Annotated in this window: 17 protein-coding genes; 7 read left to right on the top strand and 10 right to left on the bottom strand. The window is 65.1% G+C overall.

Annotated elements, in window-relative coordinates:
• Positions 1–56: 56 nt before the first annotated feature.
• Positions 57–1226, bottom strand: coding sequence for a lytic murein transglycosylase (locus N5I32_RS10855; RefSeq protein ID WP_261495641.1), 1170 nt, complete (start codon positions 1224–1226; stop codon positions 57–59).
• Positions 1227–1387: 161 nt separating this feature from the next.
• Between N5I32_RS10855 and N5I32_RS10850 the strand changes: the two genes are divergently transcribed.
• Positions 1388–1750 carry a response regulator gene (locus N5I32_RS10850; protein WP_261495640.1) on the top strand — a complete coding sequence of 121 codons (363 nt, stop codon included), beginning with the start codon at positions 1388–1390 and terminating at the stop codon, positions 1748–1750.
• A gap of 136 nt (positions 1751–1886) precedes the next feature.
• Positions 1887–2237: a hypothetical protein gene (locus N5I32_RS10845; protein ID WP_261495639.1), complete on the top strand. Its 351-nt coding sequence runs from the start codon at positions 1887–1889 to the stop codon at positions 2235–2237.
• 101 nt (positions 2238–2338) lie between these two features.
• Here the strand turns inward: N5I32_RS10845 and N5I32_RS10840 are convergent, their stop codons facing one another.
• Entirely contained in the window at positions 2339–3511 is a 1173-nt protein-coding gene (locus N5I32_RS10840) for a MalY/PatB family protein (RefSeq protein WP_261495638.1), read from the bottom strand.
• A 121-nt stretch (positions 3512–3632) separates the two neighbouring features.
• Here N5I32_RS10840 and def (N5I32_RS10835) point away from each other — a divergent pair, with 121 nt between their 5' ends.
• The 4 genes from def (N5I32_RS10835) to N5I32_RS10820 all read left to right on the top strand — a co-directional run bounded on the left by def (N5I32_RS10835) (position 3633) and on the right by N5I32_RS10820 (position 5919).
• Positions 3633–4154 (top strand): peptide deformylase, encoded by a 522-nt coding sequence (def, locus tag N5I32_RS10835; protein ID WP_261495637.1) that lies wholly within the window; start codon positions 3633–3635, stop codon positions 4152–4154.
• Entirely contained in the window at positions 4151–4654 is a 504-nt protein-coding gene (def, locus tag N5I32_RS10830; RefSeq protein ID WP_261495636.1) for a peptide deformylase, read from the top strand. Before def (N5I32_RS10835) ends, def (N5I32_RS10830) begins: the two co-directional genes overlap by 4 nt.
• 74 nt (positions 4655–4728) lie before the next feature.
• Positions 4729–5625 carry a methionyl-tRNA formyltransferase gene (gene fmt, locus N5I32_RS10825; protein ID WP_261495635.1) on the top strand — a complete coding sequence of 299 codons (897 nt, stop codon included), beginning with the start codon at positions 4729–4731 and terminating at the stop codon, positions 5623–5625.
• A 51-nt stretch (positions 5626–5676) separates the two neighbouring features.
• Positions 5677–5919 (top strand): GlsB/YeaQ/YmgE family stress response membrane protein, encoded by a 243-nt coding sequence (locus N5I32_RS10820; protein WP_261495634.1) that lies wholly within the window; start codon positions 5677–5679, stop codon positions 5917–5919.
• A 17-nt stretch (positions 5920–5936) separates the two neighbouring features.
• On the opposite strand, the gene N5I32_RS10815 is transcribed toward N5I32_RS10820, so the two are convergent.
• From N5I32_RS10815 to N5I32_RS10780, 8 genes are all read right to left on the bottom strand, one after another.
• Positions 5937–7175 (bottom strand): NAD(P)/FAD-dependent oxidoreductase, encoded by a 1239-nt coding sequence (locus N5I32_RS10815; RefSeq protein WP_261495632.1) that lies wholly within the window; start codon positions 7173–7175, stop codon positions 5937–5939.
• A gap of 158 nt (positions 7176–7333) precedes the next feature.
• Positions 7334–8482 (bottom strand): iron-containing alcohol dehydrogenase, encoded by a 1149-nt coding sequence (locus N5I32_RS10810; RefSeq protein ID WP_261495631.1) that lies wholly within the window; start codon positions 8480–8482, stop codon positions 7334–7336.
• Entirely contained in the window at positions 8479–9867 is a 1389-nt protein-coding gene (locus N5I32_RS10805) for an aldehyde dehydrogenase family protein (RefSeq protein WP_261495630.1), read from the bottom strand. Before N5I32_RS10805 ends, N5I32_RS10810 begins: the two co-directional genes overlap by 4 nt.
• 39 nt (positions 9868–9906) lie before the next feature.
• Complete coding sequence (locus N5I32_RS10800; protein ID WP_261495629.1) at positions 9907–11271, bottom strand: glutamine synthetase family protein; 1365 nt, start codon at positions 11269–11271, stop codon at positions 9907–9909.
• Between the two features lie 123 nt (positions 11272–11394).
• Positions 11395–12435 (bottom strand): TRAP transporter substrate-binding protein, encoded by a 1041-nt coding sequence (locus tag N5I32_RS10795; protein WP_261495626.1) that lies wholly within the window; start codon positions 12433–12435, stop codon positions 11395–11397.
• A 31-nt stretch (positions 12436–12466) separates the two neighbouring features.
• Positions 12467–13792, bottom strand: coding sequence for a TRAP transporter large permease (locus N5I32_RS10790; protein WP_261495625.1), 1326 nt, complete (start codon positions 13790–13792; stop codon positions 12467–12469).
• Entirely contained in the window at positions 13792–14355 is a 564-nt protein-coding gene (locus tag N5I32_RS10785; protein ID WP_261495623.1) for a TRAP transporter small permease subunit, read from the bottom strand. Before N5I32_RS10785 ends, N5I32_RS10790 begins: the two co-directional genes overlap by 1 nt.
• A 1-nt stretch (position 14356) precedes the next feature.
• Positions 14357–15142: an N-formylglutamate amidohydrolase gene (locus N5I32_RS10780; protein ID WP_261495621.1), complete on the bottom strand. Its 786-nt coding sequence runs from the start codon at positions 15140–15142 to the stop codon at positions 14357–14359.
• Positions 15143–15310: 168 nt separating this feature from the next.
• Between N5I32_RS10780 and N5I32_RS10775 the strand changes: the two genes are divergently transcribed.
• The gene (locus N5I32_RS10775; RefSeq protein ID WP_261495620.1) at positions 15311–16183 is read left to right on the top strand and encodes a MurR/RpiR family transcriptional regulator; all 873 of its coding nucleotides are present in this window, start codon (positions 15311–15313) and stop codon (positions 16181–16183) included.
• Positions 16184–16243: the final 60 nt, after the last annotated feature.

Below are 16243 nucleotides of genomic sequence, written 5' to 3'. Positions count from 1 at the left end.
GCCGCAGAAATGGAGAAGGGGCCGGTGATGCCGGCCCCTTTTTCGTTTCCGGATCCTCAGAGCCGGTCGAGCAGATCGCGCGTGGGCCAGGCATCAGCGGGCAGCCCCAGGCGCATCTGTTCCTTCTGCACCGCCTCGCGCGTCTTCTCTCCGAGAATACCGTCGATCTTGCCGACATCGTGCCCGCGCGCGGCCAGTTTCGATTGTAGCGCTTTCATGTCGCTGTCTCCCAAACCGGGATCGGGATTGCCCGGATCGTAGACCGGCGCACCCTCGAGGCGGGTGGCGAAGTAGGCGGCGGTGGTGACATAGACAAAGCTCTTGTTCCACTCGAAATAGACGCGGAAGTTGGGGTAGGCGATGAAGGCGGGCCCCTTGCGCCCCATCGGCAGCAGGATGGAACCCTTCAGCCCCCGTGCCAGTTCCCCGGTGCGTGCCCTGACGCCGCGACCTGCCCAGTCGGAGACCGGCAGTTCGTGGTTCAGCCCGGTCAGCGACCAGTCGAGGTCGGCGGGCAGGGTCACTTCCTGCAGCCAGGGCTCGCCCGCGCGCCAGCCTAGCCCGCGAAGCATCTTCGCCCCGCTCATCAGCGCGTCGGCAGCGGAGGCCTTGAGCTGCACATGGCCGTCGCCGTCGCCGTCCACGCCGTTGCGCAGGATGTCCTCGGGCAGCATCTGGACCTGCCCGATCTCCCCTGCCCAGGCGCCGGTGGTGCGGGCGGGGTCGAAGTCCCCGCGTTCGAACAGGCGTATCGCCGCCAGCACCTGGGGGCGGAATAGCTCGGGGCGGCGGCAGTCATGGGCGAGGGTGACAAGGGCGTTGGCGGTGTTGAAATCGCCCTGCACGGCGCCATAGTCCGTCTCGAGCGCCCAGAAGGCCAGAAGCACGCCCCTTGCGATTCCGTGCTCCCTTTCGATGCGGGCAAAGATGTCGGCGTATTGCCGCGCATTGTTTCGCCCGTGATCGAGCCGGTTCTTGCTGATCACGGCCTGCGAGAAGTCGATGAACGTCTTCCTGAACACGCCTTGCGCCCGGTCGGCCCTGAGCACCTTCGGATCCTGACGGATCGGCGCGAAGAAGGCATCGACCGTCGCGGCACTGTGGCCCATGGCCATGGCTTCGGCCTTCAAGGATTTGACGAAGCTCGAAAATTCTCCGCCGCACTGGGCGCGAGATGTCGCCGGGGCAAGACAGACCGCGACAATCAGTACGGGTACAAGACGCATCGCTCCCTCCCTTCGGGCGAGGCCAGATTAGCGTTCGCACCGGGGATGGCAACATGGTGGTTTCAGGGCGAAATTGTGTTAACCATGGCTTAACCATTGTTGAGGAATGATTGCCTCAGGTGGTTGCCCGGTCATCGCGCCGGTGCCGCGAGGGGATTCCGATGCGCGTGCTGATCGTCGAGAGCGACGCCAGTCTGGGCTGGCTCTGGCAACGCCATCTGGAGCGTCGGGGCCTTGAAGTGATGCGGGCTGCCAGCCAGGATGAGGCCGCTGCCGCCATCGCCGAGGCAGAACCGGATGTGATCGTGCTTGACCTTGTCCTGACCGAAGGCAGCGCACTGGCGGTTGCCGACTATGCCAGCTATCGGCATCCGGAGGCGCGGGTGATCTTCGTCACCTCGGCAAGCTTCTTTTCCGATGGATCGATCTTCGAACTGGCGGCGAATGCCTGCGCGTGCCTGCCCAAGGGCACCCCGCCGGATGACCTGGCCTCGGTCGTCGAACATTACGGCGCGCGAAGCTGACCCTGATTGTTCGCGATTTGGCAAGGAAGGGCGTTCGAGCCCCTTGATTGGTGCGATATTGCCGCGTCATCAAACCTTAACTTGATCTGTTTCAGGATCGGGGCGAGGCTGGTGGGGTGCTGGGGGAGTACACGGGATGTCTGATTTCCTGCCGAAGGAGGTGCGCGCCGGGCTTGAGGAGGCGCGCAAGCGTGACTTGCGGAAGCGGTCCCGACTCAGGGTTCTGGTTGGCGACGAGGTCTATCCGATCCTGCGATTCTGGGAGGACGGCTTCGCGCTGGACGCCGATCAGGTCGCCCATCTCCGGGGGCTGGTCGATATCTACGACGGGTCACGGCACCTTTGGCAATCGCTGATCATCGCGTCTGAGGTCGAGGCGGGGGAACTGATCTGCGTCATGAAGCGGTCGACCGCCGCAGCCGAGCGCGCACCGCTCGACTATGTCCGGGACGAGAATGCGCCGGTGGGATACCTGCCGCGGCACTAGATCCCGGGCTGCCCGCGCGGGCTGACCGGCCGGGGGCTCCACCCCCGGACCCCCGGGATACTTGGAAAAAGAAGAAGCGCAGGCGCGTCAGGCGGCGTGTGTCATTGCAAGTCGCGGAAGGCGTGGCGCATGCGTGCGACGGCTTCCTCGACCAGGGCGCGGGAGGTGCCGAGGTTGAAGCGCAGGAAGGTTTCGCCGCCCGCGCCGAAGGCGGGACCGGAGTTGGCCGCGATCTTTGCACCCTGCGCGACGCGGGCCGAAAACTCCTCGCGCGTCATGCCGGTTCCGGCAAAGTCGACCCAGGCGAGGTAGGTTCCCTGCATCGGTTGCGCTCTGAGGCCGGGGATCGCGTTGATGCCATCGACGAAGATCCGGTGGTTGTTGTCGAGATAGACGCAGAGCGCATCGACCCAGGCAGCACCCTCGGGCGAGTAGAGCGCGGGCGTCATGCGCAATGACATGGAGTTCGGTGAGATCGACAACTGGGAGAGCCGCTTCTGGTAGGCGGAGCGCAAGGCAGGGTTGTGGATGATGACATTGCCGCAATGCATGCCGGCGACGTTGAAGGTCTTCGACGTGGCCGACATCACCACCGTCCTGTCGCGCACCTCGGGCGCCGCGACCGGCATGGGCAGGTGCTTGCGGCCGGGATAGACGAGGTCGTGGTGGATCTCGTCCGAGACCAGGATCAGGTCGTGGCGGCGGGCGAAATCGGCCACCGCCCGCAGTTCGTCCCGCGTCCAGACCCGGCCGCCGGGATTGTGGGGGGAGCAGAGGATGAGCATCCGCTCATCCCCGGTCATCATCCCCTCCCACGTGTCGAAATCCATCGCATACATGCCGTCCTTCAGGGACAGGGGGCATTCGACCAGCCGGCGGTCGTTGGCGCGGATGACGCGGGCGAAGGCGTGGTAGACCGGCGTCATCAGGATGACGCCGTCGCCGGGGCGGGTGTAGGCCTCGAGCGCCATGGAGACGGCGTTGACGATGCCGTGCGTGGTCATGATCTCGGCCGGGGCCACGTCCCAGCTGTGACGCGTCTTCATCCACCAGACGATGGATGCCTCATACTCTCCCAGATCGCCGAAATAGGTGAAGAGCCCGCGCCCGGCAGCGTCGGTGACGGCGCGGATCATCCCCTCTGGCGGGCGGAAATCCATGTCGGCGACCCACATGGCGAGGCCCTCGGCGGAGGGTACACCAGTGTTCTGTTCCATCATGTCCCATTTGTTGGAATGGGTGCCGTGAAAGTCGATGATGTCGTCGAACGACATGAAATACCTCCGGTTGCATCGGGCGCACCGTAGCCGAAGGGGCGCCGGGTGCAAGGGGGCCCCCGCCGGAGGTATGGCGGGGGGCATTGCGCGCAGGCAGGCCATGCCCTAAATCACGCGCATGAGCATTCGCCCGATCCTGATCCATCCCGACCCGCGTCTCAAGAAGCGCTGCGATCCCGTGACGGAGGTCACGGGCGAGTTGCACCGCATCGCCGAAGACATGCTGGAAACGATGTACGATGCCCCCGGTGTTGGTCTCGCCGGGCCGCAGGTCGGACTGATGAAGCGCATCTTCGTGATGGATTGCGTCAAGGAAGAAGGCGCGACCCCCCGGCCCATGGTCCTACTCAACCCCGAGATCACCTGGACCTCGGACGAGGTGAACGTGCATGAGGAAGGATGCCTGTCGATCCCCGAACAGTATGCCGAAGTGACGCGGCCTGCCGAGGTCCGGGTCCGCTGGCTCGGGCTGGATGGGCGGACGCAGGAAGAACACTTCGCGGGGCTTTGGGCAACCTGCGCCCAGCATGAGATCGACCATCTCGACGGCAAGCTGTTCATCGATTACCTCACGCCGCTCAAGCGCCAGCTGATCACGCGCAGGATGGAAAAGCTGAAGCGCGAGCGGGCGCGGGCGTGAGCGTTCGCGCCTTCGTTCCCTGGCCCGACAAGCGGCTTCGCACGGCTGCGGAGCCGGTGGCGGGCGTGAACGAAACCGTCCGCATGATCTGGGACGACATGGTGGAGACCATGGATGCGATGCCGGGCTACGGTCTGGCGGCGCCGCAGATCGGGATCATGCTGCGGTTGGCGGTCGTCGACTGTTCGGAAAAGCGCGGGCAGGCGGTGAAGATGGCCAATCCCGAGATCCTGCATGCCTCGGTCCAGATGCGCCGGCATGAGGAGGCGAGCCCGAACCTGCCCGGCGTGTCGGCGGTGGTCGAGCGCCCGCGGGCGGTTACCGTGCAATATCTAAACGAGGCGGGGGAGGTCGAGGAGCGGGACTTCGTCGGCCTCTGGGCCACGAGCGTGCAGCACCAGATCGACCACCTGAACGGCAGGATGTATGTCGATCACCTGTCGCCGCTGCGCCGGAAGATGCTGGTGGCAAAGGCGGAAAAGCTGAAACGGCGCGAATGACCCTGCGCGGCCGGGGAATCTTGCATCCCTCGGACCCGCTTCGGAGCATTTGCGCACCGAAGAAGGGTCGGTGCATGCGCGTGATCTTCATGGGAACACCGGAATTCGCGGTGCCGGCGTTGGACGCGCTTCATGCGGCGCACGAGGTCGTCTGTGTATACACCCAGCCACCCCGGCCCGCCGGACGCGGAAAGCGGGACCGGCCTTCCGCGGTGCAGGCGCGGGCGGAGGCGCTGGGGCTTTCCGTCAGGCATCCGGTTTCGCTGAAGGGTGAAGCGGCACAGGCGGAATTCGCTGCGCTGATGGCCGATGTGGCGGTGGTGGTCGCCTATGGCCTGATCCTGCCGCAGGCGGTTCTGGACGCGCCGGCGAAGGGTTGCCTGAACATCCACGCCTCGCTGCTGCCGCGCTGGCGGGGGGCCGCGCCCATCCAGCGGGCCATCATGGCCGGCGATGCGGAGACCGGCATCTCGATCATGCGGATGGAGGCGGGGCTGGATACCGGCCCGGTACTTTTGGAGACAAGGACGCCGATCGGGGCGGAGGACACGACCGCCGACCTGCACGACAGGCTGGCTGCGATGGGCGCGCGCGCGATCCTTCAGGCGCTCGCTCGGTTGGCGGAACTGCCCGCGGTGCCGCAGCCCGAGGCCGGCGTGACCTATGCCTCCAAGATCGACAAGGCCGAGGCCCGGGTGGACTGGACACGCCCGGCCGAGGAGGTTGACCGGCTGATCCGGGGGCTGTCCCCGTTTCCAGGCGCCTGGACGGACATCGCCGGCGAACGCGTGAAGCTTCTGAGATCGCGCGTGGTTGCCGGCGCGGGCACGCCCGGAGAGGTTCTTGGCGGCTTTGTCGTGGCCTGCGGCATGGGTGCGGTCGAGATCGTCGAGGCGCAGCGCGAGGGAAAGCGACCGATGCCGGCGGGGGAGCTCTTGCGCGGATGGGATCTGCCGGCCCGTCTGTCCTGACCATTTCCAATTCGGCGCGGCCGCGCCATACTCGGCGCAACGGAGGACAGCATGCATATCCTTGCCCTGATCATCATCGGAGCCGCCGCCGGGTTTCTGGCCACGCGGATCATGCGGATCGAGACCGACATCGTGACCACCATCGCGATCGGCGTCCTTGGCGCCCTGATCGGCGGGCTGGTCCTCCGCTTTCTGATCGCGGTCACGGGGTTCGCGGCCGGGTTCGTGGGCGCGGTCCTGGGCGCGATGCTGCTGATCTGGCTCTGGGAACGCTACGCATCGGGGCGGCGCTGACCGAAGCGGCCCGCAGTTCAGAACCTGTCGGCCCGGACGGCCTCCGAACCCGGCAGTGAGGGCTGGCCAAGCACCTGCGCGGCGATCATCGCCGCCGTCCGGGGGGCAAGCGTCAGCCCAATATGCCCGTGACCGAAGGCGAATAGCACCTCGGGACCGCCGCGAGAGGGGCCGATGACGGGCAGGCTGTCCGGGATGGAGGGGCGAAACCCCATCCATTCGCGGTCCGGCTCCGGAAGGTCCGGAAAGACGCTGCGCGCGCCTTCCAGAAGCCTGGCGATGCGGTGCGGCGAAGGGGGCGCGGAGAGCCCGCCCAGCTCGACCGTGCCCGCGGCACGAAGCCGGCCGGCCATCGGGCACAAGTAGAAGCCTTGCGCCGTCGGGCAGATCGGCCGGGTGATCGGCAGGTGCTCCATGTCCCATTCCAGATGATAGCCGCGCTCGGTATCCAGCGGGATGGCATCGCCGGCCTGCCGCGCGAGCGGGCGGGAATGCGCCCCTGCGGCGATGATCACGCGGCGGGCCTGGATGTCCAGGCCGGGGCCTGTCAGGCGCGCGCCGCCATCCCGCCGCGTAAGGTCCGTCACGCGCGCGGTGAGCAGTCTTGCGCCCCGTGCGGACACCGCTTCCGCGAGGAGGGAGACGACGCGACCCGGATCGGTCATGAACAGCGCGCCCGGGAAAAAAGCGCCGCCGCCGCCTTCGACGGGAAGTCCGGGTTCGAGCGCAGAGATTTCGCGCGGATCAAGCAGTTCCACCCTGACGCCGCAGGCACGCCGGAATGCGATGTCCGCACGCGCGTCCGCGAAAGCCCGGTCGCTCCGGTACCAGTAGAGGCAGCCATGATTGCGGAGCAAGCCGGCCGCCCCGATCGCCTCGGCCAGCGCCTGCCAGCGCGTCAAGGCATCAGACAGGAGCTCGGTCAGCGCCAGTGCGTTGCCGCGCGCGGCCCCGGGCAGGGATTGACGGGCAAAGCGCAGGAGCCATGGCACGAGCGACGGAAAGGCCATCGTGCGGATGGCAAGCGGTGAGTTCCGGTCGAAGAGCAGGGACGGAAGCGATTTCAGGACCGCTGGCGTTCCGACCGGTTGAATCGCGTAGTCCGCGACCGTCCCGGCGTTTCCGTAGGACGCCCCTGAACCGGGGGGCGCCGGATCGATCACCACGACCTCCCGGCCTTCGGTCGCCAGCCTGTGCGCGATGGCGAGCCCGACGACACCCGCGCCGATCACGGCGATCTCGATCGCTTCCGCCATGTCGCTCCCCCGGTCAGAGGGGCTCTGCCCCTCTTTGGCCTGCGGCCAAATTCACCCCGGAGTATTTTTTACCAGAATGAAAGAGCCCGTCTTCATTCTGGTGAAAATACTCCCGGGGGGTGCGGGGGGCAGGCGGCCCCCCGCTTCCCCGCGTTGCTTCACATGCAGGCGTCGTAAAGCGCGCGGGTGTTTTCGCGCGTCATGGCAACAGGGTTGCCACCGCAGGACGGATCCTCAAGCGCCATTTCGGTCAGTTCGTCGAGGCGCGACGCCTCTACCCCCATTGCGGTGAGGTTCGCGGGGATCGCGAGTTCAGCGCGAAGCTCCATCACCCGGGCGCGGAAGCCGTCGAAACCGCCCTTGACCCCAAGATAGGCGGCGGCCATGCCGATCCGGTCCTCGATCGCGTGGCGGTTGAAGTCGAGCACCATGGGCATGACCACCGCGTTCGTGGTGCCGTGGTGAGTGTTGTAGACCGCGCCGACCGGGTGGCTGAGCGAATGAATCGCGCCCAGCCCCTTCTGGAAGGCGACGGCTCCCATGGCCGCCGCGCTCATCATGTGGGCGCGGGCCTCGAGGTCGTTCGGGTTTGAATAGACCTTCGGCAGGTTCTCGAACACGAGGCGCATGCCTTCGAGCGCGATGCCCTGGCTCATCGGGTGGTAGAAGGGCGAGGAATAGGCCTCGAGGCAGTGGGCGAGCGCGTCCATGCCGGTGCCGGCGGTGATGAAGCGCGGCATGCCGACCGTCAGTTCCGGGTCGCAGATCGTGACCGCGGGCAGCAGCTTCGGGTGGAAGATGATCTTCTTCTTGTGGGTGGCGGAGTTTGTCAGCACCCCGGCGCGCCCCACTTCGGACCCGGTCCCGGCGGTGGTCGGCACCGCAACGATGGGAGCGATCTTCGAGGCATCGGCGCGGGTCCACCAGTCGCCGATATCCTCAAGCTCCCAGACGCTGACCTTCTGATCGACCATGAGCGCGACCATCTTGCCGAGGTCGAGCGCCGAGCCGCCGCCGAAGCAGACGACGCCGTCATGCCCGCCGGCGCGATAGACCTTGAGCCCGGCCTCCATGTTCCTCTCGTTCGGGTTCGGGTCCACCTCGGAGAAGATCGCGCGGCCCAGACCGGCGGCGTCGAGTATATCCAGCGCCTGGGCGGTGATCGGCAGGCTAGCCAGTGCCTTGTCGGTCACCAGCAGCGGCTTCTTCATGCCGACCGCCTTGCAGTGGTCGGCAAGCTCGCGGATACGGCCGGGGCCGAACTTGACGGCGGTCGGATAGGACCAGTTGGCGGTGGGGGCGGTCATGGTTTCACCTTGCGGAAGTGGTAGGAGCGGGGACGGGTGACGGACTGGTAGCCGAGCTTCGAGAGGCCGACGCCGCGGCCGGTGTCCTTGCAGCCGGTCCAGCAGATCGCCGGATCGAGGTAGTCCGCGCGGTTCATGAAGACGGTGCCGGTCTCGATCTGCCGGGCCAGCGCCCAGGCGCGGTCGGGGTCCTGGGTCCAGAGGCTTGCGGTCAGGCCATAGGGGCTGTCGTTCATCAGGCGCAGCGCCTCGGCGTCGTTTTTGACGGGCATGATGCCGACGACGGGGCCGAAGCTTTCCTCGGTCATCACCCGCATGGAGTGGTCGACGTTGACGAGGATCTGCGGCATCAGGTAGGCGCCGCCATCATCGGCCGGGAAGTTCTGCTTTTCGATCAGGGGTTTCGCGCCCTTCGCCACGGCCTCGGCGGTCTGGTCACGCACGGTTCTCGCGAAGCGGACATTGGCCATCGGGCCAAGCGTCGTCTCGGCGTCGAAGGGGTTGCCAAGCTTCAGGCCGTTGGCCCAGTTCACCGCCTTTTCGACAAAGCCGTCGAAAAGCTTCTCGGCGACATAGATGCGCTCGATCCCGCAGCAGCATTGGCCGGCGTTGTACATGGCGCCGTCCATCAGCACGTCAACCGCCCAGTCGAGGTCGGCATCGTCCATCACGTAGCCGGGGTCCTTGCCGCCAAGTTCCAGCCCGAGCCCGGTGAAGGTCCCCGCGGCGGCCCGTTCGATGGCCTGCCCGCCGCCGACGGAGCCGGTGAAGTTGACAAAGCCGAAGGAACGGTCGGCGATCAGCTTTTCGGTGCCCGCGTGGTCAAGGACGACGTTCTGGAACACGTCGGACGGCACGCCCGCCTTGTGCAGCGCCTCGGCGATGCGTTCGCCCACCAGGAGCGTCTGGCTGGCATGCTTGAGCATGACCGAGTTCCCGGCGATGAGCGCGGGCACGATGGTGTTCATCGCGGTCATGTAGGGGTAGTTCCAGGGGGCCACGACGAAAACGACGCCGTGGGGCGCGAACTCGATCCGGCGGGCGAAGCGGTCCGTCTCCTCGACCATCATCGGCGCGAGGGCTTCGGCGGCGATTCCCGCCATGTAGTTGGTGCGCTCGTTCAGGCCGCCGAATTCGCCGCCGAAGCGCGTCGGGCGGCCCATCTGCCAGGCCAGTTCCTCGACGATGCGGGCCTTGTCGGCGTTGAGGTTGGCCACCCCTTCGCGGACGAGCGCGATGCGTTCGTCGAGCGGGCGCGCGGCCCAGGCCGGTTGAGCAGCTTTCGCACGTGCGACGCAAGCCGCCGCGGCCTCGGGCGATAGCGCCGGCCGCTCGGCATAGACCCGCCCGTCGACGGGCGAGATACATTGGATCATCTTGGTCATCTGGTCCTCGCTTGGCGCCCGATGGCGCCGGTCATTTCTTCAGAGCCGCTCAAAGCCCCGCTTCAGCTCCCAATCGGTCACGACACGGTTCTGCTCCGAGATTTCCCAGTGCGCGGCGTGGACGTAGTGGTCCACCACGTCGTCGCCGAAGGCCGCGCGCAGCATCTTCGATTTCGACATCAGATCGGCTGCCTCGCCGAGCGTCTTCGGGATCTCGCGCACCCGGCGGGCGCTGTAGATGTCGCCGGAGATTGCGGGCTCCAGGTCCATCTTCTGCTCGATCCCCGCAAGGCCGGCGGCAAGAAGTCCGGCGCAGGCCATGTAGGGGTTGAGGTCGGCGCCGCCGATCCGGCATTCGACCCGGATGCCTTTCGTACCCTCTCCGCAGACCCGGAAGCCTGCCGTGCGGTTATCGAGGCTCCAGACCGCCTTGGTGGGCGCGAACATGCCGACGACATAGCGCTTGTAGCTGTTGATGTAGGGGGCAAGCAGGGGCGTGATCTCGCGCGCGTAGGCAAGCTGTCCCGCGACGTAGTGCTTCATCAGGTCGGACATGCCGTGCGGCGCGTTCTTGTCGAGGAAGGCGGGCTTGCCGTCCTTCCAGAGCGACTGGTGCACATGGCTCGACGATCCGGCGCGTTCGTGGTGGTACTTGGCCATGAAGGTCGCGGCGTGGCCGTGCTGGTGGCAGATTTCCTTGACGCCGTTCTTGATGATCGCGTGGTTGTCGCAGGTGTCGAGGGCGTCAGAATACTTCGCGTTGACCTCTTCCTGCCCGACCTCGGCCTCGCCCTTGGAGCATTCGATCGGCACGCCCGCGTCCCAAAGGCCGTTGCGAATCGCGCGCATCACGCCTTCTTCCTTGGTGGTGCCGAAGATCGCGTAGTCGACGTTGTGGCGGCCCAGCGTCTGGATGTTGCGATAGCCGGAGTCGGTGATCGCATCATAGCTGTTTGCGAACAGGTAGAATTCCAGCTCGGTCGCCATCATGGCGTCAAAGCCCATGGCCTTCGCGCGCGCGACCTGACGCTTGAGGATGGCGCGCGGCGACACGGCAACCTCTTCGTGCGTGTGGTGGTCGAGCAGGTCGGACATGACCATCGCGGTACCGGGCAGCCACGGCACGCGGCGCAGCGTCGACAGGTCCGGCTTCACCGTGTAGTCGCCGTAGCCCTTCGACCAGCTGGCCGACTTGTAGCCCGGAACGGTGAACATCTCCACGTCGACCGCCAGGAGATAGTTGCAGCAGTGGGTTTCTTCCCATCCGCCATCGACGAAGTGCCGCGCGACGAACCGCTTGCCCATCAGGCGGCCCTGCATGTCCACGATGCAGACAAGAACCGTGTCGATTTCACCGGAAGCGACGGCCTTCTTCAGCGCGTCGAATGTCAGATTGGCGGGCATTGAGCCACTCCTCGTTTCTCTTGCAGGCCCGGAATCGGGCCCTCTACCGTTCTGCTGTATATTTGATCAAATTTTTCCGAAATTGGAAGGGGCGGCGAAAGACTCACCGCCCCATTGATGCGGTCAGCCGAAGCTGTACGGAGGACCGGCTTTCCTCAGAACCTCATTGTATTCCTTGAAGATCTTGACGACCTTCGCCGACCGTTCCGACTGTTGGGCCATCTCGTCCCAGAACGACAAGGCGGCGTCCTCGACCGCCTGCCATTCCGCCGCCGGGATCGTGCGGAGTTGCAGCTTGTCGCCTGTGGCGCGCAGCTTGGCCTCGCCGCCCCAGTACCACTGGTTGCGGAAGGTGTGGCTGGCTTCGAGGCAGGACATATAGACGTTCTTGAGGTGATCGGGCAGGTCGGCCCAGGCCTTCTCGTTCACAAAGTGGCTTCCGATCCAGGCGCCCGAGATATTGTTGGTCAGGAAGTAGTTGGTGACGTTGGCCCAGCCGACCGTGTAATCCTCGGTGATGCCCGACCAGGCCATGCCGTCGAGCTCGCCAGTCTGCACCGCGACCTCGGCGTCCGCGTAAGGGATCGTCACCGGCACCACCCCGAATTGGGAAAGGAAGCGGCCGGCCGTCGGGAAGGTGTAGAGCTTGAGGCCATCGAGGTCTGCAAGCGATTTCACTTCCTTCTTGGTGTTGAAGTTGCAGGGATCCTGGCCGGCCGAGGACAGCCAGACCACGCCGCCGGCCTCCTGGTAGGCCTCGCGCCAGATATCGGCGAGGCCGTACTGGTTGAACAGAACCGGGACATCGAGCGCGTATTTGGTCGCCAGCGGGAAGTAGCCGCCGAAGATGGCGATATCGACCGGAGCGGCCATCGAGTCGTCGTCGGAATGGACGGCCTGGATTGTGCCGTCCTGCAGCGCCCTGAACAACTCGCCCGTGGGCACGAGTTGGTCGGAGTAGAACAGCTCGATCTCGAGCTCCCCGTTAGAGGCGTTGTTAACCATGTCGACGATCGGCTTGGACACGAACTGGCCGATGGCGCTGCCGGCATAGGTCTGCATCCGCCACTTGATGCCCGATTGCGCGCGGACGATCGAGGGCGCTGCCAGTGAGCCGGCAGCCCCTAGTCCGGCGGCGGCAAGGAACTTGCGTCTTGATGTCATGGCTTCTTCTCCTTGTTGGCTGGCTTCTTGGTTACTTGTTGTACACATGGTTGGGCAGCCAGAGCGCGATCTCGGGGAAGGCCGCGACCAGCACGAGCGCCACGATCATCACCCCGACGAAGGGAATGATCGAGCGGTAGATATCGACGATGGAATAGTCCTTTGGCGCCATCGCCCTCATCAGGAACAGGTTGTAGCCGAAGGGCGGCGTCATGTAGGCAATCTGGCAGGTGATGGTGTAAAGAACACCATACCAGATGAGGTCGAATTCCAGCGCCTTCACCAGCGGCACATAAAGCGGCGCGACGATCACCAGCATGGCGGTATCGTCCAGGAAGGTGCCCATGATCAGGAAAGAAAGCTGCATCAGTATGAGGATCTGCCACCGATTCAGACCCATGTCCTCGATAAAGAGGCCCTGGATCGACTTCACCGCGCCCAGCCCGTCGAACACCGCGCCGAACGCCAGCGCCGCGAGGATGATCCACATGAACATGCACGAGATCGCCAGCGTCTGTCGGGTCGATTCTTCGAACACCGCGCGGGTGAAACGTCCCTTGATGATCGCGGCAAGCACCGAGGCCAGCGCCCCCACCACCGAACTTTCGACGAGCGAGGTGTATCCAGTGACGAAGGGCCCCATCATGATGAGGAAGATCCCCAGCGGCAGCAAACCGGCCGAGAGCAGCCGGATCTTCTCGGACCGCGGGATCGAGGCCCGTTCCTCGGCCGAGATGACTGGTCCCAGGTGCGGCTGCAGCCGGCATCGGATCCAGATGTATAGGATGAAAAGCGTCGCCATCAGGAGGCCCGGGAAAACGCCGGCCAGCCAGAGCTGGCCGACCGGCTGGCGCGCGATCATCGCGTAGAGAACCAGCACGACCGAGGGCGGGATCAGGATCCCAAGGGACGATCCCGCCTGGATCACCCCGGATATCATCTGCTTGTCGTAGCCACGCTTGATCAGCTCGGGCAGGGCGATGGTCGCGCCGATTGCCATACCAGCCACGGACAGACCGTTCATCGCCGAGATGATGATCATCAGCCCGATGGTGCCAATGGCAAGGCCGCCCGGAACCGGTCCGAACCAGACGTGGAACATCCGGTAGAGATCGTCGGCCAGCCGTGCCTCGCTCAGCACATAACCCATGAAGATGAACATCGGCAGGGTCAGCAGCGGGTACCAGTTCATCAGCTTGATCGTCGCCGAGAAACCAAGGTTAGAGCCGCCGTCCCCCCACAGGAGCACCGCGGCCAGCACGGCGACAAAACCGATCGCGCCAAAGACGCGCTGGCCGGTGATCATCATGACCATCATGGTCGAAAACATCATGATGGCGATCATGTCGTAGGACATCAGAGTTCTTCCCCGCGAACACGTGCTACGTCCTTGAAGAAGAACGCGATTGCTTGAAGGAGCATCAGGAAGATGCCGACAATCATGATCACTTTGATCGGCCAGATGACCGGCCGCCAGAGTGACGGGTTACGCTCTAGGAACCCGGTCTGCGGCCAGGGGAGCGTGACGCCGAGGACCTCCTTGTCGACCCATTTCAAGCCGAGCGAATAGACGGTGGAATCGTAGGCGCCCCACAGAAGGATCACGAGGTAGAAGATCATCGCAAAGATAGAGAAGGCGTCCACCCAGGCCTTCGTGCGATCCGACCAGCGGCCGTACAGCAGGTCCATCCGCACGTTGCTGTCAAGCTGCAGCGAGTAGGGTCCACCCAGCATGTAGTAGGCGACCATGGTGAACTGAGCCATCTCAATCGGCCAGTTCGCCGGCGTCCCGACGCCCTTGCTGACGACCGAATAGAGCAGGACTCCCATCAGCAGGTAGAGAAGATACATCGCGAACCGCCCGACCCGGTAGTTCAGTGCGTCCACAAATTTCACGTAGGTCTTGATCCAGTTCGGCATCTCAGCCCGTTGCCTTCTGCTTGACTGGCGGTGCAATTGCGGCGAGCGCCGCCTTGAGAACGGGCGCGAGCGACGCGGCCATCGCCTCTTCCGCGTCGGCACCGGCGATCAGATCGTTCCGAACTTCCAGCATTACGTGATGCAGCCCGTAGGGCGAGACTTGCAGCCTGAGTGTGTGGGTGACGCCGTCGGCGGCCGAGTACGGCTCGTTCAGGCGGCAGACAAGGCCCGTGCGCGCGGATGCCTCGGCCAGGACGGCGTTGGCGAAGGTCGGGTCGCCATCGTGGATGACCCCCAGTTTGACATCGCGCCGCTTGCCGAAGTAGACCGGCGCGAAGCTATGGACCGTCACCACGACCGGAGGATGCCCGGCCGCGAGCCGCCGCGCGATTTCGGCGTGAAGCGCACCGTGGAAAGGCAGGTATATCTGCTCGGTCCGGCGCAGGCGTTCGGCCGGGCCGATCGCGGCATTGCCGGGGATGTCATAGATCTCGCTTTCGGCGGCCATCGCGCCGGCGGAATGTGGAGGCCGGTTGAGGTCATAGATGAGGCGCGAGATCCCTGCCGCGACCAGCGGGGCGTCAAGGGCGCGCGACAGCCCGCGCGCAAGCCCAAGCGCGCCTGGGTCCCAGGCGATGTGCGCGCTCCGCGCCTCGGCCGAAAGTCCGAGGGTGCCGAACGCCGCGGGGAAGTGATTCGAGGCATGCTCGCAGACGATCAGGAACGGGCCGCGCCCGTCGCGGTTCTCGATCGACACGACTGGCAAAGCCGCCTCCGTTGCCGTCATTGTCCGGCGCCCCCCTGATTCATTACCCGAAGGCTCCTCCGAGGAGCGCGTTTCTGTCAAGATATTTTCCTGAATGAAATTTCTGTTACAATCTTTTCCAAGAGCGTCGATCCGTTGCCTTTGTTCGGATTCCATGATGCCGCGGGCCGTGTGGGGAGGATGACAATCATGCCAGCTTCGGCGCTGACGGTGGAACAGCAGATCCGTGCTCGGTTCGATGCGCTCACACGCAGCGAGCGGCAACTTGCATCGCATATCACGCGGCACTATCCGGTCTCGGTCCTGGGCTCGATCACCGCGCTTGCGAAGGAGGCCGAGGTCTCCACCCCCACGGTGGTGCGGCTGGTCCAGAAGCTGGGATACAAGGGCTATCCCGACTTTCAGGCCGTGGTCAGGCTGGAGGTCGAGGAGCGCCTGATCTCGCCCATCGCCAAGCACGACCGCTGGGCCGGCGGGGTGCCGGATACGCATATCCTGAACCGGTTTGCCGATGCGGTCGTCGGCAACCTCCAGGCGACGCTCGGCCAGATCGACCACGCCGATTTCGATGCCGTGGCGGGCCTCATGGCCGACAGCAACCGCAAGATCTTTGCCATGGGCGGGCGCATCACCCATGCGATGGCCGATTACTTCGTCACCCACATGAAGGTGATCCGCCAGAACGTGACGCTGATCTCCGACATGTCGAACGCCTGGCCGCCGGCGCTGATCGACATGGTGCCGGGGGACGTCCTGCTGGCCTTCGACATCCGCCGCTATGAGAACAACGTCCTGAGCCTGGTCGAGATGGCCGCCGACCAGGGGGCAGAGGTTGTTCTGATCACCGACCAGTGGGTTTCGCCCGCGGCCGAGCGCGCGCGCTACCGGCTTTCGGCGCATATCGAGGTGCCTTCCGCCTGGGACTCCACCGTGGCGATCCAGGTGCTGATCGAGACGCTGATGGCCGCGATCCAGAGCCTGACCTGGGAAGAGACGCAGGCGCGGATGAAGCGGCTTGAGGAACTTTACGCGCGCGCCCGGTTTTTCCGACGCGGGAAGTGAAGGCGGTTGACACAGGTCAAGGACGCTATTTCATTAAAGTGGAATTTGTTTCATGGACTC

The sequence above is a fragment of the Albidovulum sediminis genome (assembly GCF_025380365.1).
In the GTDB taxonomy this organism is placed as follows: domain Bacteria; phylum Pseudomonadota; class Alphaproteobacteria; order Rhodobacterales; family Rhodobacteraceae; genus Albidovulum; species Albidovulum sediminis.
This window is presented reverse-complemented; position numbering and strand designations above follow the sequence as displayed.

Bases quoted from the DNA above. Each gene is read 5' to 3' on its own strand.
- N5I32_RS10855 (WP_261495641.1), bottom strand. From the start codon at position 1,226: ATGCGTCTTGTACCCGTACTGATTGTCGCGGTCTGTCTTGCCCCGGCG.
- N5I32_RS10850 (WP_261495640.1), top strand. From the start codon at position 1,388: ATGCGCGTGCTGATCGTCGAGAGCGACGCCAGTCTGGGCTGGCTCTGG.
- N5I32_RS10845 (WP_261495639.1), top strand. From the start codon at position 1,887: ATGTCTGATTTCCTGCCGAAGGAGGTGCGCGCCGGGCTTGAGGAGGCG.
- N5I32_RS10840 (WP_261495638.1), bottom strand. From the start codon at position 3,511: ATGTCGTTCGACGACATCATCGACTTTCACGGCACCCATTCCAACAAA.
- def (WP_261495637.1), top strand. From the start codon at position 3,633: ATGAGCATTCGCCCGATCCTGATCCATCCCGACCCGCGTCTCAAGAAG.
- fmt (WP_261495635.1), top strand. From the start codon at position 4,729: ATGCGCGTGATCTTCATGGGAACACCGGAATTCGCGGTGCCGGCGTTG.
- N5I32_RS10820 (WP_261495634.1), top strand. From the start codon at position 5,677: ATGCATATCCTTGCCCTGATCATCATCGGAGCCGCCGCCGGGTTTCTG.
- N5I32_RS10815 (WP_261495632.1), bottom strand. From the start codon at position 7,175: ATGGCGGAAGCGATCGAGATCGCCGTGATCGGCGCGGGTGTCGTCGGG.
- N5I32_RS10810 (WP_261495631.1), bottom strand. From the start codon at position 8,482: ATGACCGCCCCCACCGCCAACTGGTCCTATCCGACCGCCGTCAAGTTC.
- N5I32_RS10805 (WP_261495630.1), bottom strand. From the start codon at position 9,867: ATGACCAAGATGATCCAATGTATCTCGCCCGTCGACGGGCGGGTCTAT.
- N5I32_RS10800 (WP_261495629.1), bottom strand. From the start codon at position 11,271: ATGCCCGCCAATCTGACATTCGACGCGCTGAAGAAGGCCGTCGCTTCC.
- N5I32_RS10795 (WP_261495626.1), bottom strand. From the start codon at position 12,435: ATGACATCAAGACGCAAGTTCCTTGCCGCCGCCGGACTAGGGGCTGCC.
- N5I32_RS10790 (WP_261495625.1), bottom strand. From the start codon at position 13,792: ATGTCCTACGACATGATCGCCATCATGATGTTTTCGACCATGATGGTC.
- N5I32_RS10785 (WP_261495623.1), bottom strand. From the start codon at position 14,355: ATGCCGAACTGGATCAAGACCTACGTGAAATTTGTGGACGCACTGAAC.
- N5I32_RS10780 (WP_261495621.1), bottom strand. From the start codon at position 15,142: ATGACGGCAACGGAGGCGGCTTTGCCAGTCGTGTCGATCGAGAACCGC.
- N5I32_RS10775 (WP_261495620.1), top strand. From the start codon at position 15,311: ATGCCAGCTTCGGCGCTGACGGTGGAACAGCAGATCCGTGCTCGGTTC.